This window comes from Jeotgalibacillus sp. R-1-5s-1 (assembly GCF_004405105.1).
GTDB lineage: Bacteria > Bacillota > Bacilli > Bacillales > Jeotgalibacillaceae > Jeotgalibacillus.
Map to the genome: position 1 here is coordinate 91,694 of NZ_SORW01000044.1, position 19,728 is coordinate 111,421.

Consider the following 19,728-nt stretch of genomic DNA (forward strand, 5'->3'; position numbering starts at 1 on the left):
ACGAAAGGAGATATCTGAATGGAATGGTCAAAAAGCATGTACAGAGTTAGTGATGATGTAGAACTCTTGGATATTCATAGAGTCCATGAGCTTCTTTCAAATACATATTGGGCTTCAGAAAGGTCATTAGAAGTGATTGAAAAAACCGTTTCGCATTCTATGGCTTTTGGTATGTATGAAAAGGAAAAGCTGATCGGTTTCGCAAGGGTAGTTACGGACCAAACCGTTTTCTCCTGGGTGATGGATGTAGTCATAGACCCTGACTACAGAGGTGATAGACTCGGACAATGGTTAATGGAATGCATACTCGACCACCCGTCCATCAAGCACACCGCCTTTGCCCTGGCCACCTCTGATGCACAAGGGTTTTACAATAAATTCAATTTCAAAAATAATGAATGTATGACGAGACCATTAGGGTAGAGAAAAGGTCTGTCCCCCAAGTCTACGGTAGACTTGGGGGACAGACCCTGATCCTACGCTTTGTTTCGCGTAGTGATTTTAACGATCACTCTCGTATAAAATACATAGTAAACAATCACGATAGGAATAAGGACAACAAAATACAATACACTGTTCACCAGGCCGTCCTTAGGCATAAGCTGACTGTAGTAATACATCATCACACTGCCGGTTGTAAGTAAAAACAGTACCCTTAAAATGATCATTTTTTCTCCTCACTGTAGACTTCAGGGATAGAACCCTTAACTTCGCTCAATCAACACATCAAATTTCCGTATATTTTCCTCATCCAACACGGCTGCATCATAAAAATGCTGAACATACAAACCAATCACCATTTCATTTTCACCGGTCAGTTCGATACCACGCAGAAGCTGGTTAATGATTTGCCTGTGTTCTTGGGGATTGTGATAAAGGGTGTTCCACGCCTGTACCTGCAGCTGAATATTTTCGCTTAAGGCAGCGTCCAAAATCTGATCAGAAGGCATTGGCTCGTTGAAATGAGCGTACGGATCCTCGAAAACATTCGTGTAGATATAATCAATCGCATGAGGATCATCTAGTGCCCACTCATCGTTTAGCGAAATACTGATATCCTCAGTTGGTGAAATGAATCGGTAGCTGTGCTCTGGATTTAAGAGTGTAAGATATTCAGTCACCGGCAGCCCATCCAGCTTATCTTCATCCTTTAATGTCACATACTGCTTAGGCCGGAAAAGAGCCTCGGCTTCAAGCTCCTTCATATGAATCGTCCACTGACTTTCAGGACAATCGAACAACACACGCAGCGCAAAGCCATCATCTGTTTTTTGCAATTCATCATAAATAAACCATTGGCCAGTTTGAATAGGTTCATCTGATTCCTCAGAGGTAATCCCTTTAAAGTCCAGAATCACCATTGCTTTTGTTGAAAAGCCGTTTTCGTTATTCACATGCAACCGAAGGGAGTTTCCGTTTCGCTCCACAAGCTGAATAACACCGTCATGCAGGCTGTCAGTAAACACATTCTGCGCTTCGCTGGATAAATGAACTGCCGCCTTTTCTTTATTTTCAAATGCAGCATTCAGCTTTGACTCAAATGCAATTTCTGATTCCCGGATCCACTGCAAATAATCTTCGCGAACATCAGTCGGCAAATCAGGCTGATTAAGTGTTCCGTTTTCCAGATAAGGTAGGAATCGATCAGGGAGAACACTGCTCAGTTCCTCTTTCGCCTCATTTAAGTCCTCTGTCATCTGACCTGATAAATCAATCTCTTCTTCAGCTGCCTCATCTAACATGATGCTCCATTCATCATCCGACTCAGGGATCGGCAAAATCACCTGCTTCCGAAACAGTTCTTTCATTTCTTTATCAATATTCCAAGTCATTTCTGTAATTTTCATGTTCTCACTCCTACAGGTAGAGTCGGTAGAGAAGGGGTCTGTCCCTAAAGTCTACGGTAGACTTTGGGGACAGACCCCTTCTCTACGTTATTCTGTTATTTCGATTTCATCAAACGGATAAATCCGCAGTTTCACTTCTCCAAGCACGGTGTCTGCGGAAATTAATCCGAATTCTCTGCTGTCATTGCTTTTTCTGCGGTTGTCACCTAAAACGAAATAATGGCCTTCCGGTATGATGGAGACTTGAGTAAGTTCTTCCAGTGTAAAGTCCTGCGTTGTCCTGCTTAATGTCGTACTCTGTTTTACGTAATCTTCGTCATATGCCTGACTGTTTATGTATAAAACATCGTCCTTCATTTCAATATGATCCCCTGGTACGCCAACGACTCTTTTCACGTACTTTGCATTGGCATCTGGGGCATCAAAAACAATCATATCAAACCGCTCAATATCAGACGTTTTCGAGATCACAACCCGATTATTATGCTCAAGCGTCGGCAGCATCGATTCACCACGAACAGCAATCGGTTCAAAAATAAACTGCCTGCAAACAAAGACGATGACCACTGCTATCACGATGGACTTCACCCACGACAGCATTTCTTTTTTCATCTTTTCATCCATTTTTATCCCCCCGGAAGGTTGCCCCTTTTGATAGTCATTATGTTACCATATAGAACGGGTATTGAGAATATTTTACAAAAGATAGAGGGTAGGGACAGACCCCGATACTACACTGAAAGAGGTGCATCAAAAATGAATTGTTTAATTTGCGGAGATATTCAGGAAATCAACATAGAAGGGGACATCGGAGCAGATCCGGTTTGGTGTCATCATTGCGGGTGTAACTTGGATATTGAAGATCTGCCTGTTTCCGCAAAGTTAATAAAGGAACTAGTACAGTGGGCAGCCGAATATGGGAATTGGATTGATTGGGACGTGGACCAATTACGACCTGGAGGGCTTGAACTTGAGACCCGATTCAATCAAAAAGGACTCCTGTTGTCGGAGGAAGTTCAACAGGAGCTGGGAGAAGAATTCACGATAAGGTTTATTGACTCTAATCATTCAGTCATTTACGCAAATCATTTATGATGATTCGCGCATTAAGATTCTTCAAAAGCCAGATTCACCGGTTCATCAAGCATCACGATCTCCGTCTGTAAATTAGTAGTCGGGGTTTTTTCGTCCACCTCTTCAAATGTCACGCTGTCAGCCCAGATGCAGCCGGACCCGGAGAGGATCATGCCAAAAGAGATGACCGCACTGTTTTCCGGAATGTCCAGCACGATGGTGTAATGGTTCCAGTTTGAAGTGCTCTGGATTGGACGATCACTCATATTATCAAACTGCAGCACTTCCTCAGAGGCACTATCTACCCGCATCCACAATGAAGCCATATGCTGCACGTCTTCTGTCTTCAAAAAGGCAGACAGTTTCATTCTTTTCCCACGGTAGCGATCAGCTTTAAACTGCTGCATCATCGTCGCGAATTCACCCTCTGCAGGCGTAACGGTCTTCGACTTCAGATATCCGGATTGCTTACCCTGGTGAACGGTCTCTACATCAGCACCCATTTCATAATTAAATGGATGACTACCACTTAAAAACCAGCCTTTTAACGTCTCTTCCATTTGCTTTTCCTCCTTCATTTTCATCAAACTCATCATTTGCCTGCGATATTGCCCGGGTGGAAACCCATATACCTTTTTAAAAGCCCTTGTAAATACCTCCTGAGAATCGAAACAGTAATGCATAGCAATATCAATAATCCGCTCATCCGTATGTATCAGTGCCAGAGCTGCATTCGTCAGCCGTCTCAATCGCAAATACTCTGTAAAAGACATCCCAACCGCACTCTGAAATAGTCGGTGGAAATGAAACTTCGAAAATCCTGCCTGTGCAGCAATATCCTCAGCCGTCACCTCCTCATGCAAATGCCCCTCCATCCACTCAATCGTCCTCCGAATAATCACATCATTCGTCATCATGTCACCTGCCTTAACCAAATCATAGCAAAACGTTTAAGATTGTTTTTGACTTTTTTTGCTAAAGTAGAATGCAGACCCAATACTTCCGAGCTTTAAGTCAACAATGCCAATAGCTTCTCGCCTCTTAGCTGATAAGCTTTTAAATGCTCCTTCAACTCCGACTGGCTCCTGCCATTTCGTTCGTTCAATATATCGAGTGCGCCGACAACAAATCCCCAGTTCAGACAGCCTGACAACCAGACGAGGGATTGTAACCGGACGATGTCTTTTGATGTGAGAAATTCTTCTGCCCGATAACCCCGTAATAAGCTTTGTGCGGAAAACGAAGAGACTTCACTGCTTCCGATGCCATGTGTTCGCGAATACCATTTGATCAGCCAGGCCAGGCATTCAATGCGATCGGTATAGCCAATATGTTCGAAATCAATGATCCCGATGACATCATCATGTCCACCCCAAATGATATTAAGCGGGTTTAAGTCGGATTGCATGATAAAGTCTGGAGCGTCCGAAAATGAACACTTGATAAGATGTTCAGATTGATTTATGTATGCTTGCAGCAACTGTTTATCTTCGTTTGATAAGGCGACTGAATCCAAGTCACTTTGAATCATGCCGATGAATTTCTGATATCCCACTAAATGTGATATCCGAGGTAACGGAGAGTCAAAAGAGCCGGAAACGTCGTGATACCGGCGTGCCAGAACGCCAAATTTATAAGCGATGTCTGGTGTACAATGTGTAATATGTTCGCCTTCAATCCATTCGAAAAGCAAAAATCGATAATGGACATTGTCCCATGTGAAATGAATAAAGGTACTTCCGTCAGCAGGAGTTTTTCGGAGCATAAAAGGAATTCCATGATCATTCAAATAATCACAAAACCTCATTTGTTCAACGAGAACATCATCCGTTAAATACCCAAACACATCATGATCATAACGATCTGATCCAACAAAACGTGCGGAATAACAAACACCATCAACCTCGATCTTAAAATGAAGGTCTCCATGAGCATTCTCAGGCAAAATCTCAAGTACTTTCAGCGTACTTGTGTTCAGCCCGTAATTTCTAATAGCTGAAGAAATCATGTCTTGAATCGTAGTCATATACATCCTCCTGTAGATTGTAGACTTAGGGACAGGCCTCAACTCTACGTTCGAAATTACTTTAGTCTCAATTCGGTTTCTACTTGAGAAAAAATAAAGTGGGTGACGGTGTGTGCATATGGGTTTACGGTTTCGATAAATTCTTCGGCTTTGGCAAAGGTTTCGAACTGCATTTTGAGCATGTAGCAGGCTTGTCCGGCGATTCGATAGCAGAATTCAACGTTGGGTAAAGTTTCGATGTAATTTCTAAAAGCCTGATAATCTCCGTTTTTTACGGTGGCCTCGATGATGCATTGGACAGGGTAGCCTAATTTGCTGAAATCCACTTCTAATGTATATTTTTTAATAATGCCAAAAGACTCCATTTGTCTCACGCGCTCAGTGACAGAGGGGGAAGACAGGTTAACTCTTCTGCCAAGTTCACTCATAGACAAACGACTATGATTAGAAAGTTCGTCCAATATTTTTTTATCAATCGAATCAATTTTCATTTTTAACGAAAAACCTCCATACTCGTAAATTTAATAAAATAATTTAACAAAATACGATTCTCATTTAATGTAATCGCTTGGAAAAGTTAGATAGTATAAATATAAAAGGAGGTAATGAATGTGGCAAGAATTAGCGAATCAGAATGTGGGTGTACTCCATTTCAAAGGCTGTTGGGACATAATGAGGAAGTGATGAATGGATGGGGGGAATTGGGAGAAATGCTTGAAAAGGACCAACAGTTATCATCAGGTTTAAAAGAACAGGTAAGAAGAACATTAGCTCAGGGAAATGGTTGTGAATACTGCAAAGCAAAGGGAGCGCCAGAAACTGATTTATTTGATGAAAAAACATCTCTGGCTGCGGGATTTGCAGAAGTTTTTCTTAAACAAAAAGGTAAGATATCAGATGGTCAGTTTAACATTTTAAAGAAGCATTTTACTGATGTAGAAATCAGTGAGCTTTGTGCGTTCATCGCATTTTCAACAGCTTCACAGTATTTTGGCGCGATGATGGATTTACAGCCGGAAAATAAAATGGGTAGGGGAAATATTTGACCAGCTGCCAGATACACCTAAAAAGAAACAGGCGAACGCTCTGGAAATAATCCTGACTCGATTTTAGTAGTTAATACCCACTTCGAAAGATACAATAGAGACACTACTAAAAGAAAGGGGTTCATTATGCTGTCATTTCTATCATTGTTTAAAAAAACTAAAAAGGATGTACCAGCTGTTCAAACTAAACAAAAGGAAGTTCCTAAAAGCAAAACTAATGAAAAAGTGGCTGCGAGGAAGGGGGAGATTGGAGAATATAAGATTAACATTCAATTAGACCAGCTTCCAAAAGATTGTACATATTTAAGTGATCTGATGCTGAAAAATCCGAAATCAAAATCCGGGTATTCACAGATCGACCATGTTGTTTTGACGCCTTATGGCATCTTTGTTATCGAGACTAAAAATTATCAAGGAACCATCTATGGAGGGAAGGATCGAAAAACATGGCTGGTTAATGGAAAGTTTAAGATGATGAACCCGTTTGTGCAAAATTATGGACATATTCAATCACTGAAATTATTGCTCGACCATAAATATCACGACTCCTTCGTGTCTATGGTTTCTTTTACGAAACGTTCTACATTTAAGGTGGATGCAGATTACCGTAAAATCGCATCAAACGAATTGATTATGTATGACATTGAACTGTCCGAATTTATTAATCGGAAAATATCTGTAACTAAAATTCAACATAAAGAACCGTTATTGTCATCTGGAGACCTTCAAGGTATTTACCAAGCATTTTCAACAGCAAATATTTCAGACCCTCATGCACGAAAAGAACACAATGAGCTGTTGAAAAAAGAAAATACTCCCTCTGATTCAAAGTGCAATGTATGCAATAAGACAGTTTCAGATAAAGTTAAGAACTTTTGTTTAACGAACCAAAAATTCAAAGGGAAAATCTATTGTTATGAACATCAGAAAGCAGTTCAGTGAAACAGGGCTAGGAGATTAATCCAGGATCAACTATTCAGGTACACCTAAAATAGAAACAGAAAGGCTCATACTAAGAAAACTCAGGATGATTGATGCGCAAAAGTGTTTTGATCATTGAGTGTCGGTGCATTAAAGGATATAGAAGATGTGTAGTGAAGATTGTAAACGCGTTGAAAAAGTTATTTTATAGGATCTATAAAAAGGTTTGTAAGGATATTTACACAAATGGTTTTAAATAGAAAATAAAAGGGTAAGTGATTTAAATGTTAGCGGAATAGATAACATTTTTTCACAATAAAATTTTTTCGAGATAATATAAATGATGTTGAATATGTGCTAAACTAAATCGACATTATTTTATTTATCTAATTATGTCTAAGAATTCAAAAGAGAGGAGTGTTTTTATGCAGTGGTATTTAAAAGTATTAAAAAACTATGTTACTTTCAGTGGGAGAGCTAGAAGAAAAGAGTTTTGGATGTTTAATTTAATCAATTTCCTTATTGTCCTTGCTCTTTCAGTTATTGAATTGGTTCTGGAAATTCCGGCTTTCCTATCTGGTATCTACTCGTTAGCCATTATTTTACCATCTTTGGCTGTAACGGTTCGTCGTTTGCATGATATCGGAAAAAGCGGCTGGTGGATTTTGATTTCTCTGGTACCTTTTGTAGGTGCAATTATTCTATTAGTTTTCGAATGTTTAGATAGTGTACCAGACAATCAATACGGACCAAATCCTAAGTCCGGTGCTGCAAGTGATATCGCAATATAATAAAAGAGTGGTTGTTCCTGATTACGGGAGCAGCCGCTTTTTTTAATTTGGTAAAAAGAGTATATACTAAACTCTACCGAAGACTTCAGGAACAGACCCCAACTCCACACTCCCAATGCGCTCTCTCATGATTAACCTCCTGCACAAAGGGAAAACACTTATCGACGTGTTTTTTCACGTTACATAAAAGTGAGCAGGAGGTTTTATGATGGTAACAGCGAAAGCGAGAGCGGTGGATGGTCCGAAGGATTCGTTTCGTGCTGCTGAGATTGAACGCCGGGCGTTGGATGCAACGGATGTATTGATTGAGATTAAGTTTGCGGGCATTTGCCACTCGGACATTCATACAGCGCATGGTGAATGGGGCGAGGTTCAGTATCCGCTCGTTCCCGGACATGAAATCGCCGGGATTGTCACTGAGGTAGGAAAAGACGTGAAGAAGTACAAGGTAGGCGATCGTGTAGGGGTCGGCTGTATGGTCGATTCGTGCGGTAAATGCAAGAACTGCCAGGAAGGTGAGGAGCAATATTGCTTAAAAGGCAATATCCCAACCTACGCCGGCGTTGATAAATACGGTGATTATACGCAGGGTGGCTACTCTACGCACATCGTTGTCACAGAGGATTTCGTCCTGAAAATTCCTGACAACATTCCACTTGATAAAGCTGCTCCACTGCTTTGCGCAGGTATTACAACGTACTCACCTTTAAACCACTGGAATGCAGGCCCTGATAAAAAAGTGGCTGTCATCGGAATGGGCGGACTTGGTCATATGGCGGTTAAAATTGCACACGCCATGGGATCTGAAGTGACTGTTCTTTCGCAGACGCTTAACAAACAGGAAGACGGCATGAAATTTGGTGCAAGTGAGTATTATGCAACGAGTGAAAAAGAAACATTCGAAAAGCTTGCCGGTAAATTTGATCTGATCATCAATACGGTCAGCGCAAAGATTGATATGAATCAGTATTTGTCACTGCTTGACCTGAACGGAACACTTGTAAACGTAGGTGCACCAGCAGAACCGCTTGATATCAACGTGTTCTCACTTATTCCGCACCGACGCTCATTCGCAGGTTCACTAATTGGAGGCATTCGTGAGACACAGGAAATGCTGGACTTCTGTGCCGAACACGACATCGCTCCGCAAATCGAAGTCATCTCAGCAGACGACATCGACAAAGCCTACGACCGCGTACTCAAATCAGACGTCAAATACCGTTTTGTGATTGATACAAGCACGATTTAATAACTGATGTGAAGGATGAAGCGCCATGGGTGCTTCATCTTTTTTAGTGTAGTGCAGGTGATTTTGGAACGATACAATTAAATGCTGAAACCGTACATTTCTTCTGTGAAGCATAACAATTTTGTGGTGAATCGATACAAAAGCGCTGTTTTGAAAGGCTAACGATACAATAAAAATCTGAAACGATACATATATTTCCTGGAACGCGACAAATATAAATCGAATCGATTGAATAACCCGAACGAACGTTACAATTCCACTCAGCATTCCCCCCGCTGAACAGATCCCAACTCGCCGAACCCCACCCCTCAAAATATGGTATTCTATCCCTATAACATAACAAAAACAGGTGGTTCTTGAAGATGAATATTTTTCTGGTGGAGGATGACAGACAGATTGTAGAGCAGATGGAGCGGCACCTTGTGCAGTGGGGATTCGAGGTGTCGGTCCCAACAGATTTTCAGGATGTGATGAACAGCTTTCGGGAGGAGGCTCCTCATATTGTGCTGATGGATATTCAGCTGCCGGCGTTTGACGGGTTTTACTGGTGCCGTGAGATCCGGAGCGAGTCGAAGGTGCCGATTATTTTCCTCTCCTCGCGTGATCATCCGATGGATCAGGTGATGGCGATGCAGCTTGGTGCGGATGATTATGTGCAGAAGCCGTATAACATGGAGGTGCTCGTGGCTAAAATTCAGGCGATTGCCCGCCGCACCTATGAATATCAGGATACTCCGGCGGAAAGCCCCGTCCAAACGTGGAACGGAGCTCAACTTGATTTGAAAAAAGGCACCCTTTCCTTACATAATCAGACGATGGATTTAACGAAAAATGAGCTCTATATCCTGGCGATTCTACTTGAGCATCCAAACGAAATTGTGCCGCGTGACACGCTGATCCGGAAGCTTTGGGATGATGAGCGCTTTGTCAATGACAACACGCTGACGGTCAACATTGGCCGGCTGCGTCAAAAGGTTGCTGAACTTGGGATGGAGGATGTCATCATTACGAAAAAAGGGATTGGTTATATGGCGGTGAGCCGATGATCCATTATCTTGCTGATAAGAAAAGCTGGATCGCGGCCTTTGTATTAATACTCGTTTTCGCCAATCTTCTTTTTTGGCTAGACCAGGGTCTTGCGCTAAGTACGATGAGCGTCCTGTACTTTAATGGTGTGCTGATTATCTGCTTTATTCCTTTTCTCGTTTGGCGGGATAAACGGGAAACGAGGTATTTAAAAGAAATGGAAGAAATCACATTAGAAAATGACCTCAAGGATTGGGAAACGCTCCTGCCGGAAGCAAGGAGTCACTCAGAGAAACGTTTACAAACCGTGATTTCGGAAGCATCGCGTCTTGCGCGAAGTCAGGCGGAGGGAAGTGAAGAAACCCAATCACTGAAGGCAGCTGATATTGAAGCGTGGGTGCATGAAATGAAGGCGCCGCTGACTTCATTAAAGCTGCAGATTGATGCTGAGAAGGATCATCCCGCGATGCAAAAGGTGGAGCTTGAATGGAGCCGCCTGCATTTTCTTTTAGAGCAGCAGCTTTATCAGGCAAGGCTTTCGTCGATTGAGCATGACACAGTCATGGAGCACGCAGAAGCCGGGCAAATCATCTTTCCTGAAATCAAGGCACAGTCTGCCATCTGCCGGGCGAGGGGAATCGGTTTTGATATAGAGGGGGAGGAACTCATCGTACTGACTGATTTAAAATGGAGCCGGTTTGTCTTTCGTCAGCTGCTCTCCAATGCTGTTAAATACAGTCCGGACCAGAGCGAAATTACCATTTCGGCTGAGAAAAATGATCGTTTTGAAGAAATTCTGATACGCGATCAGGGCTCTGGGATTAAACCAGAGCATCTGCCCCGCATTTTTGAAAAGGGGTATACAGGCGAAGCAGGCAGGCGACAGAGCAATGCGACGGGGCTCGGCCTGTATTTAGCGAAACAGGCTGCAGATTCGTTTGGCATCAAAATAGATATACGATCAGATCAAACGGGAACATGCGCACGGCTGATTTTCCCGTCACCTGATGCGTTTCAAAAACCCTATCACACAACGTGACAAAAATGTCACCTGCATTGTCATGTAAATCGAACGATTGTCAACTGCGGGTTGCTTATGATGGAGACAGAACAGGGAAGGAGCGTTAACAATGTCTCAATCAAAATCACTTTTAACGGCACGAAACATACGAAAAACCTTCGGAACGAAAAAACAGCCCATTGAAGTATTAAAAGGGCTTGATCTAAATGTAGAGGCGGGAGAATTCGTCGGGATTATGGGTCCTTCAGGAGCAGGGAAAACGACTTTTATGAATGTCCTTGCCACCATTGATACGGCCACTTCCGGAAGTATCGTCATTGATGGCTCGGATGTGACAGCGATGCGTGATAAGCGTTTGTCTGAATTCCGGCGAAAAGAGCTTGGCTTTATTTTTCAGGACTATAATCTACTTGAAACGCTCACGGCTAAAGAAAACATTCTGCTACCAATGTCATTGGGCGGTCATGCTAAAAAAGATGTGGAAGCCACTTATGCACGTTTGGCCAATGCGTTTGACATTGCCCACGTAGCGAACCAGTATCCACACGAGCTGTCAGGTGGTCAAAAACAGCGGACGTCTGCAGCACGCGCGTTAATTCATGAGCCGAAAATTCTTTTTGCAGATGAGCCGACCGGCGCGCTGGATTCCAAATCAGCAGCTGTCCTGTTAGGTAAAATGGAAGAGCTGAATCGTCAAAATGGCGTTACAATTATGATGGTGTCGCACGATCCGCTGGCATCAAGCTACTGCAGCCGTGTGCTGTTTTTGCAGGATGGCCGGCTTTATACAGAACTTCATCGCGGCGGTCGCAGCCGCCAGGCATTTTTTAACGATATTTTAAACGTGCAGGGTGTGCTTGGAGGGACGATCCATGAAGTTAAGTGAGCTCGTCCGGCGCAATATGCTCGCCAACATCCGTCAATATTACCTGTACTTTTTCTCACTGATTTTCAGTGTGATGCTTTATTTTATTTTTAGTACGATGCAATACAGTGAGGTGATCACGCAGGCGGTTTCATTCGCACAAGGCATTGGTGCGTCGTTCCGGACTGGTGTCTTTTTCCTTGCAGCGATCATGCTTGTTTTCGTCACTTATGCGAAAAGTCTGTTCTTCAAAAGGCGCGGCAGAGAGATTGGGCTGTATCAGCTGATTGGTCTGTCGCGGGGAGCGGTTATACGGATGCTGCTGATTGAAAACATGATCATGATGACATTAGCAGCACTCGTGGGTACGCTATTAGGGCTCCTTTTTTCTAGACTGTTCCTGCTATTATTTTTCGAAATCATGCGTTTTGACATGAGCGTTGGCTTTCAATTTTCTACTGCAGCGCTGTTGCAAACTGGTGTACTGCTTCTGTTGTTGCTCGTGGTGACATCCTGGCAGACGATCAAATTCGTGCGAAAGCACACGCTGGTCCAGCTGTTTCAGTCTAAAGCTGAAACAGAACAGATCCGTGAAATAAAACCAGTCCGTCAGCTGATGATGGGACTTGCCGGGATTTTGCTTGTGGCCTTTGGCTATTGGCTTTCAGGAAGAATGCTCAATGCCATGTTATTGATCAATATGCTTGTCGTGTTATTCTCAACTGTATTAGGTACCTATCTTGTGTTCCGCGTCTCGATCGGCTGGCTGCTGACCCTTTACCGGAAACAGATGGACGGTCACTTACAGTTCAAGCATGCGCTGTCGCTGGCTCCACTGATCCACCGCCTGAAGAGCAATGCGAGAATGCTGACGTTAATCGCTACGCTTTCTGCGATTACACTTACGCTGGTAACGGGCGCATATTCTCTATATTACTCTGCTGAAGAGGAAGCAGATATTTTATATCCGCATGATTTTATTTTTGATGATATGGCAAATGAACTTGGCGCTCCTGCTGACTTTGAACAAAAAATGAAAGAAGAAAATCTCTCGTATGATCATCATGTGATTGAAACATTTTCTCATGATGTGACCTATCAGAACTTTGATCAGGGTCTTGGCATTCCTATTGAATCAAATCATCCGACTATTGTTTCGGCGAGCGATTTGAGTGAAGCAGGGGTTGAGGTATCAGTCAAACCAGGAGAAGCCGTATACTTTGGCGGCATGGTCGTGCCATCAATGCCTGAAGATACGACTGTGAAATTAGAGGGGAAATCATTTGAACTAGTGGAAATAAAAAATAAAGCAGCATTGAATTATGGCGTTCAATTCAATGTATTTGCTTTAAATGATGAGGATTACCGCGCAGTAAAACCTGATTACAATTCTAATTATTTCACATTTAACTTGGAGGATCAGGCTGAACGGGAACGTGCTAATGAATTGTATCATGATATTTCACCGGATCCTGAAGAAGGCGTACTGTATAGCACCAATGTAGATGAAACGCTGAAGCGAATGGAGATGTCTGGTGTTCTCATTTTTATCGCAGGATTTTTAGGTATTGTGTTCTTAAGTGCAACGGGCAGCATTCTTTATTTTAAGCAGATGACAGAGGTCGAGGAAGAGAAAGGAAGCTACCGCACACTTCGGCAGCTCGGCTTTACCGTTGGCAACATGATGAGCGGTGTTGGGCGAAAACAACTCCTATTCTTCGCGATTCCGCTTATGATTGGACTTGGCCACACCTACTTTGCCTTGAAATCCATTGCCTTTCTATTTAGAACTAACATCACAGTACCTGTCATCATCTCAATCAGCATCTTTACTCTGATCTATCTAGCGTTTTATATCCTAAGCATCACCAACTCCCGCAGCGAAATAACGCGTGCGATCAGAGCGTAGTGAATGGGGGTCTGTCCCTAGAGTCTATTGTAGACTTCAGGGGCAGGCCTTTTTTCTGCCTTTGGTGGGTGGTTTTGGAACGATACAATTAAATGTTGGAACAGTACATTTCTATTTTGAATCATAACAATTCCGCGGTGGATCGATACAAAAACGTTGGTTTGAAAGGGTAACGATACTATAAAAATCTGAAACGATACATATATTTTCTGGAACGCGACAAATAATAATCCAAACGATTTAAAAACTACCATAAACAATACAATTCCATTTACTTCTATAAATAGGTATTTTATTATATTAATATCAATTTCTTTTTTACTTCGCCTTTCATGGGAGGAGCTATTGTTTGCAGTTTACACTTCAAATGGAGTCCTTGATCGTCCATTAGCACATATCCTTTTATTTGGTACCGTGTGCCTCTCAGTGATCATCAGAAAAAACTGAAGGCACGCCCGACTTTTAAAGAAACGGAGTGATCAATTTGAGTGCACTAATTTTGTTAAACATCACGATAATTACAGCCGGTTTTGTTTTTCTGTTTTCAATGAAAAGAAAGATGGAATGGAAGGTTGCATTTATTAAGGAAAATAGTGAGCATCCTGATGCAAAAGCGCATTCCCAATCGGTCATTCAGTGGATCGCTGCAGCTGCATTATGGGGGATCATCAGCATGGGACTGGTTGTGTGGAGTTTTTCATTGTAGCCCTCAGGGACATGCCTGAACTCTATATTGACCCTTGTCTACATAAAAGGAGGCCAACATTTTGAGTTATTACGGCAAGTTATCTTCAGCGTTTTATGATCTTGATAAATACATCGGGAAGTCGTTTGGAGATGTGGAGTATTATGAGAACAGGTTGAAGGATGTAAGGGGAAAAGTGCTGGAGCCTGCGGTTGGGAATGGGCGTGTGCTGATTCCTTTGCTTGAGAAAGGAATCGATATCAGTGGATTTGATTTGTCTGATGACATGCTTGCGTTTTGCAGGGCGCATTTAGAAGAAAGAAAGTTGAAGGCAGACGTGTCTAAAATGGATATGTCTACCTTTGAGCTGGATGAACAGTTTGAGGCAATTATCCTCCCTGCAGGCTCATTCCTGCTTTTGCATGACAGGGAACAATCGATCTCCGCTTTAAAATGCTTTTATCGTCATTTAGAAGCTGGGGGCAGGCTAATCATAGATTTAGATTTGCCTGGTGACTTTCAGACAGGCAGCATTTTCAAAAGACTGATAAAGTGTGGGGAAAATGAATCCATCACCATAGAAGGGACATTGGTGAATGTGGATTTTGTAAATCAGGTAAAATACAGCCATCATAAATATGAAAAATGGAAAAATGACAAATTAGTTGATACCGAACTCGAAGTTTTTCCTCTGAGATGGTACGGAGTAGAGGAAATGGTGCTTATTCTGAAGCAGATTGGATTTAAAGAGGTTGTCATTTCAGCTGATTACGAATACGGCACCTATCCGGTCAGTGCCAATCAGGTGATCACCTATGAGGCTACCAAATAATCGAACTAAAAACGCAGCGGAGAGATCTGACATCTCCGCTGCGTTTTTTCACCGTATCACATCCACCACTTCAAACCGCTCGCACACCACCATCATATCCTCTGACCAGGAAAGTCCGACTCTGCCTAAATCTTCTTTAAAGAACCTGACATGCGTGTCCCACCAGTATTGATAAGTCCGATCGCCTTCGCCCTCAGCTACCGCAAACTCCTCAGGAACCTCGTTCATTGGCATGATTTGAACACTCACTGTTCTCGTCATGACAACCGGTTCGTCTGCTCCATTTAGGATAATGTTGTAATCATTCACGGCAGGGAGCGGCTCGTTTTCAAGCTCGTAAAAGACGTGACCTGAACACGTGGCTGTCTTGATCCCATCGATCACTAATTGAGCCAAATAATCCGGTGATTCTCCAAATTGCCAGGCGCTCACTTTTTGTGGCTTGTCACCGGTCTGTGATTCCCAGTATTTATTCCAATATTTTTGTGCTGCCTTATTCATCGTGACCTCCTGGAAAATGCTATGTCATAGTGTAATCATAGCATTTAAGTCAATGTGAACGTGAAACCTCTTATTTATCTGCAACGTACTAATATTATAATGAAAAGGAGGTCAATTTATGGCTCGCTGTACGCATTGCCAGTCTAAATGGAAAATCAGTGAGGTGTGGTCATTAGGTTTTTCAAAGAGCGGTAAGAAATGTTCGAACTGCGGCACGACACAATACATTTCACAAGAAACTAAGAATCTTTTTACCCTGGGCTGGATCAGTTTGATTGTTGTTCCTTTTTTATTTTTCCGGATTAAGCTGAGTGATAGGGATGAACCTTTGTGGTAGAGGATCGGCTGTTGCGATTCTGGCGCAGCATGCAGAACAACAGATGAAAATACAAATTAAAGGCAGTGTTTGTTGATGGGTTCAAGAGTGATGCATATCATCATTGCGAATCAAATAGCGGAAGCAATACGGATTGAGGATCGGTCTGCTTTTCTTTTAGGTGGAATTGCAGCTGATGCGGCTTCATCTAAGGAGTTGTCACATTTTTATCGTGGAGATTTAAAAGATTATTCAAGAAATATTGCCTATGATGAGTTTTTGAAGAAGTATGCGATGAAAAAGGATGATCCATTTATTCAGGGGTATTATACCCATTTGATTGCAGATGATCTGTGGTTAAAAGGGTTTTACCTGCCGTGGCTGCGCAACCGGATGGAAAAGGATGAAGAAGTATTTCAGCGCTATCATCATGATTTTCGATTGCTGAACAGCAAATTACTGGAACATTACGATGCTTCAGCGGAAATAACGTGCTATCTGAAAAAATCTTTCTCTATGATTGAAACGGAAGAAGTAACAAAGAAAGATTTGCTAAATTTTATCCCCTACATGCTTGAAGATATGGAGATCAATAAACAGGACATTGAACTAGATTTGTCCGTGTTCACCTTTGAGCAAATTATCGGCTACATTGAAACCTCTGTTGAAAAAGGAATCATGTGCCTTCAGTGTTTAAGGTAGACGGAGAGGACGCCTCTGTCTACCTTAATTCTTTGTAATAAAAAACAGTTGCGTGCAGTTCACCTGAGGCTGATTGGGCATAGCCTGGGATTTTACCGGCCTGCTGATAATTCATGGATGTGTAGAGAAGGTTTGATGGATCTCCTTCACGTGTATCGAGCACGATCAGTGATTTGTTCAACGCTTGCGCCTGTTCCTCTGCTTTCTTCATTAAATGCTTTGCAACTCCCTGCCGCCGGTAGTCCGGATGCGTCATCAGCTTGGCGATTTCAACCCGGTGCAGACCGTTTGGTTTTGTGCACAAATGAAGCTGGATGCTTCCAGCCAGATGATGATCGACCCTTGCTATAAATAGAAAAACGTCGGGGTTCAACACACTCTTCCAATATTCATGAGCCTCATCCAACGTGATACCCGGCAGAAATCCAATAGACGCGCCATCCTCAACAACCCTCAGTAAAAGCTCAGACAGTGAATTGATTTCGTTTTTGATCGTATCGCACTGGTGAATCTCCAGCTGATTCTGCATGAACAACACTCCGCCTCTTATGGTCTGATTTTAAAATCAACTATATCATATGACGGAAAACAAAAATGAAAAGTGAGAAGGAAAAAACGATCAGTTTGCGGTATATGAAAGATAGAAAATCATTTTTGACATAAATCTGATGTCATTTCAAAAAAGGAGTATGACACATGACCAAACACAAAATCTACACAATGAGCTTTTCCAGTGTCTACCCTCATTACGTCGCGAAGGCTGAAAGAAAGGGACGGACAAAAGAAGAGGTTGATGGAATCATCCGGTGGCAGACAGGGTACAGTCAGGCGCAGCTGACTGAACAGCTCGAAGCAAAGACAGATTTTGAAACCTTTTTAGCTCAAGCACCGGAGCTCAATCCCTCACGGAAGCTGATCAAGGGAGTAGTCTGTGGTGTCCGGGTTGAAGACATCGAGGAGCCAGTCATGCAGGAAATCCGCTATATGGATAAGATGATAGATGAACTCGCTAAAGGAAAGGCGATGGAGAAGATCTTGAGAAAGTCTTAAGAGAGTAAAGTTTGGGAGAGTTGGGGTCTGTCCCTGAAGTCTACAGTAATGTGCACAGATTGTCGGACCGGTTTAGTTTTCCCCTGTTATGCTGTTTGCAAGGAGGTTATGAGATGGATATGCTTAAGCGTTTTAATGAGGCCGTGACTTATATTGAGGAGCATTTGACAGATGAGGTTGAGATGCAGGAGGTGGCGAGGCGGGCGTATTGTTCGGAATATCATTTTAGAAGGATGTTTTCTTTTCTGGCGGGTATTCCATTATCGGAGTATATCCGGCTCAGAAGACTTACGCTTGCTGTATTTGACCTGAAGGATCAGCGAATTGTAGATGTTGCGGTTAAATACGGGTATCAATCTGCAGATTCATTTGCACGGGCCTTTCAGAGCTTTCATGGCATGTCGCCTGCTGATGCGAGAGATACAGGAAAAACGCTAAAGGCATTTCCTCCAATGACCTTTCAGTTAACAGTAAGAGGAGGAACAGAAATGAACTATCGGATTGTAGAGAAAGATGCTTTTCGTGTAATCGGACTAAAAAAGAGAGTACCGATCGTTTTTGAAGGGGTAAATCCTGAGATTGAAAAGATGTGGAAGAGCTTAACTGAAGATCACATTACAAGACTGAAGGCATTATCCAATGTGGAGCCTGCAGGGATGATCAGCGCCTCTGCCAACTTCTCAGAAGGAAGAATGGAAGAGAAGGGAGAACTTGATCATTACATTGGCGTTGCTTCAGGACACGAAAGCCCGGATGGTTTTGATCAGCTTGAAGTCGCGCCTTCCACCTGGGCAGTGTTCGAAGCAGTCGGTCCATTCCCTCAAACGCTGCAAAATATCTGGGGTAGAATATATGCTGAATGGTTCCCGACCAGCCAGTACGAACAAACAGAAGGACCCGAAATCCTCTGGAACGAACAGAGCGACACAACCTCACCCACATTTAAAAGTGAAATCTGGATCCCTGTCAAACGGATGAACGCATAAAAAACAGGCCTGCTACCGGGCCTGTTTTTTTGCGTTTTGTAGAATCAGGGACAGACCCCAAACTCTACACTCTGCTTTCTCATCAAATTCTAATCTTCTTCATCTTTTCTTCTCATCTTGGCTGGGTAAGATGTAATCAGAACAACAAACAAAAACAAATTTCAGGAGGCGTTAAATATGAATAAGAAAGTGATTATCGGAACAGTGGCGAGTGCAGTCATTTTAGGTGGAGCGTTAGGTGCAGGTGCGATGACGGATCAGTTTAGAACTGTGGGGATTGTGAATCCGGAGCCGGCAGAGCAGTCTGATTTGATCAGTGTGGATGAGGCGAAGGAAAAAGCGCTGGCAGAGTATGAGGGTGTCGTGGAAAGTGTTGAGCTGGAGAAGCAGTTCAGAGGGTATATTTACGAAATTGATATTGATAATGGAGAAATCGATTATGACTTGGATATGGACGCTTCAACGGGAGAAATTCTGAAGGCAAAAGAAGAGCGTGACGATGATGGGGACGACGATGACCGTGATGATGACAACAGCCAAAACAACCAGACGAATAACACGTCAGGCGACGACAACGGAACAGCTTCAGCGACGGCTTCAAATGGAACATCGGCCGAAGAATATATCACTCAGGAAGAAGCAGTCAGCATCGCAATGGCAGAAGTGTCAGGCACACTTGAAAGCGTTGAATTCGATGACGATGACGGCCGTATGATCTACGAGATTGAAATTAACACAGGTAACGGCGATGACGACGATGCAGAATTTGAAATTGATGCAGTAACAGGTGAAATCCTTGAAATGGATCTTGAGGATTAAGTGTAACAGTTATATAAAACAATAAGGCTCAGAGCGGAAAAGCTCTGAGCCATTTAGATGTG

25 protein-coding genes are annotated in these 19,728 nt (G+C 42.7%); 17 read left to right on the forward strand and 8 right to left on the reverse strand.

Features of this window, described 5'->3' with window-relative positions; translation table 11 throughout:
* Nucleotides 1-18: 18 nt before the first annotated feature.
* Nucleotides 19-423, forward strand: coding sequence for a GNAT family N-acetyltransferase (locus tag E2491_RS13185; RefSeq protein WP_134376087.1), 405 nt, complete (start codon nt 19-21; stop codon nt 421-423).
* A gap of 53 nt (nt 424-476) precedes the next feature.
* Here the strand turns inward: E2491_RS13185 and E2491_RS13190 are convergent, their stop codons facing one another.
* The 3 genes from E2491_RS13190 to lepB form a co-directional block, all read right to left on the reverse strand.
* Nucleotides 477-668: a hypothetical protein gene (locus E2491_RS13190; protein ID WP_134376088.1), complete on the reverse strand. Its 192-nt coding sequence runs from the start codon at nt 666-668 to the stop codon at nt 477-479.
* Nucleotides 669-704: 36 nt separating this feature from the next.
* Nucleotides 705-1,847, reverse strand: a complete 1,143-nt coding sequence (locus tag E2491_RS13195) for a DUF4085 family protein (protein WP_134376089.1) — start codon at nt 1,845-1,847, stop codon at nt 705-707.
* Nucleotides 1,848-1,934: 87 nt separating this feature from the next.
* Entirely contained in the window at nt 1,935-2,471 is a 537-nt protein-coding gene (gene lepB / locus E2491_RS13200; protein ID WP_134376090.1) for a signal peptidase I, read from the reverse strand.
* A gap of 132 nt (nt 2,472-2,603) precedes the next feature.
* On the opposite strand from lepB, the gene E2491_RS13205 reads away from it, so the two are divergent.
* A complete protein-coding gene (locus E2491_RS13205; protein ID WP_134376091.1) occupies nt 2,604-2,942 on the forward strand; it encodes a hypothetical protein in 339 nt (112 codons plus the stop codon).
* A gap of 11 nt (nt 2,943-2,953) precedes the next feature.
* Here the strand turns inward: E2491_RS13205 and E2491_RS13210 are convergent, their stop codons facing one another.
* The 3 genes from E2491_RS13210 to E2491_RS13220 all read right to left on the reverse strand — a co-directional run bounded on the left by E2491_RS13210 (nt 2,954) and on the right by E2491_RS13220 (nt 5,438).
* Complete coding sequence (locus E2491_RS13210; protein ID WP_134376246.1) at nt 2,954-3,835, reverse strand: helix-turn-helix domain-containing protein; 882 nt, start codon at nt 3,833-3,835, stop codon at nt 2,954-2,956.
* Nucleotides 3,836-3,930: 95 nt separating this feature from the next.
* Complete coding sequence (locus E2491_RS13215; RefSeq protein ID WP_244093957.1) at nt 3,931-4,947, reverse strand: phosphotransferase enzyme family protein; 1,017 nt, start codon at nt 4,945-4,947, stop codon at nt 3,931-3,933.
* A 56-nt stretch (nt 4,948-5,003) separates the two neighbouring features.
* Nucleotides 5,004-5,438 carry an Lrp/AsnC family transcriptional regulator gene (locus E2491_RS13220; RefSeq protein ID WP_134376092.1) on the reverse strand — a complete coding sequence of 145 codons (435 nt, stop codon included), beginning with the start codon at nt 5,436-5,438 and terminating at the stop codon, nt 5,004-5,006.
* Nucleotides 5,439-5,558: 120 nt separating this feature from the next.
* Between E2491_RS13220 and E2491_RS13225 the strand changes: the two genes are divergently transcribed.
* From E2491_RS13225 to E2491_RS13275, 10 genes are all read left to right on the forward strand, one after another.
* Nucleotides 5,559-5,993 (forward strand): carboxymuconolactone decarboxylase family protein, encoded by a 435-nt coding sequence (locus tag E2491_RS13225; protein ID WP_134376093.1) that lies wholly within the window; start codon nt 5,559-5,561, stop codon nt 5,991-5,993.
* 126 nt (nt 5,994-6,119) lie between these two features.
* Nucleotides 6,120-6,935, forward strand: a complete 816-nt coding sequence (locus E2491_RS13230; protein ID WP_134376094.1) for a nuclease-related domain-containing protein — start codon at nt 6,120-6,122, stop codon at nt 6,933-6,935.
* 404 nt (nt 6,936-7,339) lie between these two features.
* The gene (locus E2491_RS13240) at nt 7,340-7,705 is read left to right on the forward strand and encodes a DUF805 domain-containing protein (RefSeq protein WP_134376095.1); all 366 of its coding nucleotides are present in this window, start codon (nt 7,340-7,342) and stop codon (nt 7,703-7,705) included.
* Nucleotides 7,706-7,913: 208 nt separating this feature from the next.
* Nucleotides 7,914-8,954, forward strand: a complete 1,041-nt coding sequence (locus tag E2491_RS13245; RefSeq protein WP_134376248.1) for an NAD(P)-dependent alcohol dehydrogenase — start codon at nt 7,914-7,916, stop codon at nt 8,952-8,954.
* A gap of 362 nt (nt 8,955-9,316) precedes the next feature.
* Entirely contained in the window at nt 9,317-10,000 is a 684-nt protein-coding gene (locus tag E2491_RS13250; protein WP_134376096.1) for a response regulator transcription factor, read from the forward strand.
* The gene (locus tag E2491_RS13255; RefSeq protein WP_134376097.1) at nt 9,997-11,019 is read left to right on the forward strand and encodes a sensor histidine kinase; all 1,023 of its coding nucleotides are present in this window, start codon (nt 9,997-9,999) and stop codon (nt 11,017-11,019) included. Before E2491_RS13250 ends, E2491_RS13255 begins: the two co-directional genes overlap by 4 nt.
* A gap of 91 nt (nt 11,020-11,110) precedes the next feature.
* Complete coding sequence (locus E2491_RS13260) at nt 11,111-11,887, forward strand: ABC transporter ATP-binding protein (protein WP_134376098.1); 777 nt, start codon at nt 11,111-11,113, stop codon at nt 11,885-11,887.
* Nucleotides 11,874-13,775, forward strand: coding sequence for an FtsX-like permease family protein (locus tag E2491_RS13265; RefSeq protein WP_134376099.1), 1,902 nt, complete (start codon nt 11,874-11,876; stop codon nt 13,773-13,775). The genes E2491_RS13260 and E2491_RS13265 overlap by 14 nt, the downstream gene beginning before the upstream one ends.
* Nucleotides 13,776-14,259: 484 nt before the next feature.
* Nucleotides 14,260-14,481, forward strand: a complete 222-nt coding sequence (locus E2491_RS13270) for a hypothetical protein (RefSeq protein WP_134376100.1) — start codon at nt 14,260-14,262, stop codon at nt 14,479-14,481.
* Nucleotides 14,482-14,542: 61 nt separating this feature from the next.
* A complete protein-coding gene (locus E2491_RS13275; RefSeq protein WP_371414478.1) occupies nt 14,543-15,292 on the forward strand; it encodes a class I SAM-dependent methyltransferase in 750 nt (249 codons plus the stop codon).
* A gap of 48 nt (nt 15,293-15,340) precedes the next feature.
* On the opposite strand, the gene E2491_RS13280 is transcribed toward E2491_RS13275, so the two are convergent.
* A complete protein-coding gene (locus E2491_RS13280; protein ID WP_134376102.1) occupies nt 15,341-15,793 on the reverse strand; it encodes an ASCH domain-containing protein in 453 nt (150 codons plus the stop codon).
* 118 nt (nt 15,794-15,911) lie between these two features.
* On the opposite strand from E2491_RS13280, the gene E2491_RS13285 reads away from it, so the two are divergent.
* Both E2491_RS13285 and E2491_RS13290 read left to right on the forward strand, forming a co-directional pair.
* Nucleotides 15,912-16,130: a hypothetical protein gene (locus E2491_RS13285; protein WP_134376103.1), complete on the forward strand. Its 219-nt coding sequence runs from the start codon at nt 15,912-15,914 to the stop codon at nt 16,128-16,130.
* A 75-nt stretch (nt 16,131-16,205) separates the two neighbouring features.
* Nucleotides 16,206-16,811, forward strand: a complete 606-nt coding sequence (locus tag E2491_RS13290) for a hydrolase (protein ID WP_134376104.1) — start codon at nt 16,206-16,208, stop codon at nt 16,809-16,811.
* A gap of 19 nt (nt 16,812-16,830) precedes the next feature.
* Here E2491_RS13290 and E2491_RS13295 read toward each other — a convergent pair whose 3' ends face one another.
* Nucleotides 16,831-17,340 carry a GNAT family N-acetyltransferase gene (locus tag E2491_RS13295; protein ID WP_134376105.1) on the reverse strand — a complete coding sequence of 170 codons (510 nt, stop codon included), beginning with the start codon at nt 17,338-17,340 and terminating at the stop codon, nt 16,831-16,833.
* Nucleotides 17,341-17,507: 167 nt separating this feature from the next.
* Between E2491_RS13295 and E2491_RS13300 the strand changes: the two genes are divergently transcribed.
* The 3 genes from E2491_RS13300 to E2491_RS13310 all read left to right on the forward strand — a co-directional run bounded on the left by E2491_RS13300 (nt 17,508) and on the right by E2491_RS13310 (nt 19,666).
* Complete coding sequence (locus E2491_RS13300) at nt 17,508-17,861, forward strand: DUF2200 domain-containing protein (protein WP_134376106.1); 354 nt, start codon at nt 17,508-17,510, stop codon at nt 17,859-17,861.
* A 113-nt stretch (nt 17,862-17,974) separates the two neighbouring features.
* Nucleotides 17,975-18,847 carry an AraC family transcriptional regulator gene (locus tag E2491_RS13305; RefSeq protein WP_134376107.1) on the forward strand — a complete coding sequence of 291 codons (873 nt, stop codon included), beginning with the start codon at nt 17,975-17,977 and terminating at the stop codon, nt 18,845-18,847.
* A gap of 177 nt (nt 18,848-19,024) precedes the next feature.
* Nucleotides 19,025-19,666, forward strand: a complete 642-nt coding sequence (locus tag E2491_RS13310) for a PepSY domain-containing protein (RefSeq protein ID WP_134376108.1) — start codon at nt 19,025-19,027, stop codon at nt 19,664-19,666.
* Nucleotides 19,667-19,728 lie beyond the last annotated feature (62 nt).

Bases quoted from the DNA above. Each gene is read 5' to 3' on its own strand.
- E2491_RS13240 (WP_134376095.1), top strand. From the start codon at position 7,340: ATGCAGTGGTATTTAAAAGTATTAAAAAACTATGTTACTTTCAGTGGG.
- E2491_RS13245 (WP_134376248.1), top strand. From the start codon at position 7,914: ATGGTAACAGCGAAAGCGAGAGCGGTGGATGGTCCGAAGGATTCGTTT.
- lepB (WP_134376090.1), bottom strand. From the start codon at position 2,471: ATGGATGAAAAGATGAAAAAAGAAATGCTGTCGTGGGTGAAGTCCATC.
- E2491_RS13280 (WP_134376102.1), bottom strand. From the start codon at position 15,793: ATGAATAAGGCAGCACAAAAATATTGGAATAAATACTGGGAATCACAG.
- E2491_RS13250 (WP_134376096.1), top strand. From the start codon at position 9,317: ATGAATATTTTTCTGGTGGAGGATGACAGACAGATTGTAGAGCAGATG.
- E2491_RS13285 (WP_134376103.1), top strand. From the start codon at position 15,912: ATGGCTCGCTGTACGCATTGCCAGTCTAAATGGAAAATCAGTGAGGTG.
- E2491_RS13290 (WP_134376104.1), top strand. From the start codon at position 16,206: ATGGGTTCAAGAGTGATGCATATCATCATTGCGAATCAAATAGCGGAA.
- E2491_RS13295 (WP_134376105.1), bottom strand. From the start codon at position 17,340: ATGCAGAATCAGCTGGAGATTCACCAGTGCGATACGATCAAAAACGAA.
- E2491_RS13190 (WP_134376088.1), bottom strand. From the start codon at position 668: ATGATCATTTTAAGGGTACTGTTTTTACTTACAACCGGCAGTGTGATG.
- E2491_RS13205 (WP_134376091.1), top strand. From the start codon at position 2,604: ATGAATTGTTTAATTTGCGGAGATATTCAGGAAATCAACATAGAAGGG.
- E2491_RS13185 (WP_134376087.1), top strand. From the start codon at position 19: ATGGAATGGTCAAAAAGCATGTACAGAGTTAGTGATGATGTAGAACTC.
- E2491_RS13300 (WP_134376106.1), top strand. From the start codon at position 17,508: ATGACCAAACACAAAATCTACACAATGAGCTTTTCCAGTGTCTACCCT.
- E2491_RS13210 (WP_134376246.1), bottom strand. From the start codon at position 3,835: ATGACGAATGATGTGATTATTCGGAGGACGATTGAGTGGATGGAGGGG.
- E2491_RS13230 (WP_134376094.1), top strand. From the start codon at position 6,120: ATGCTGTCATTTCTATCATTGTTTAAAAAAACTAAAAAGGATGTACCA.
- E2491_RS13310 (WP_134376108.1), top strand. From the start codon at position 19,025: ATGAATAAGAAAGTGATTATCGGAACAGTGGCGAGTGCAGTCATTTTA.
- E2491_RS13260 (WP_134376098.1), top strand. From the start codon at position 11,111: ATGTCTCAATCAAAATCACTTTTAACGGCACGAAACATACGAAAAACC.
- E2491_RS13305 (WP_134376107.1), top strand. From the start codon at position 17,975: ATGGATATGCTTAAGCGTTTTAATGAGGCCGTGACTTATATTGAGGAG.
- E2491_RS13265 (WP_134376099.1), top strand. From the start codon at position 11,874: ATGAAGTTAAGTGAGCTCGTCCGGCGCAATATGCTCGCCAACATCCGT.
- E2491_RS13220 (WP_134376092.1), bottom strand. From the start codon at position 5,438: ATGAAAATTGATTCGATTGATAAAAAAATATTGGACGAACTTTCTAAT.
- E2491_RS13215 (WP_244093957.1), bottom strand. From the start codon at position 4,947: ATGACTACGATTCAAGACATGATTTCTTCAGCTATTAGAAATTACGGG.
- E2491_RS13255 (WP_134376097.1), top strand. From the start codon at position 9,997: ATGATCCATTATCTTGCTGATAAGAAAAGCTGGATCGCGGCCTTTGTA.
- E2491_RS13195 (WP_134376089.1), bottom strand. From the start codon at position 1,847: ATGAAAATTACAGAAATGACTTGGAATATTGATAAAGAAATGAAAGAA.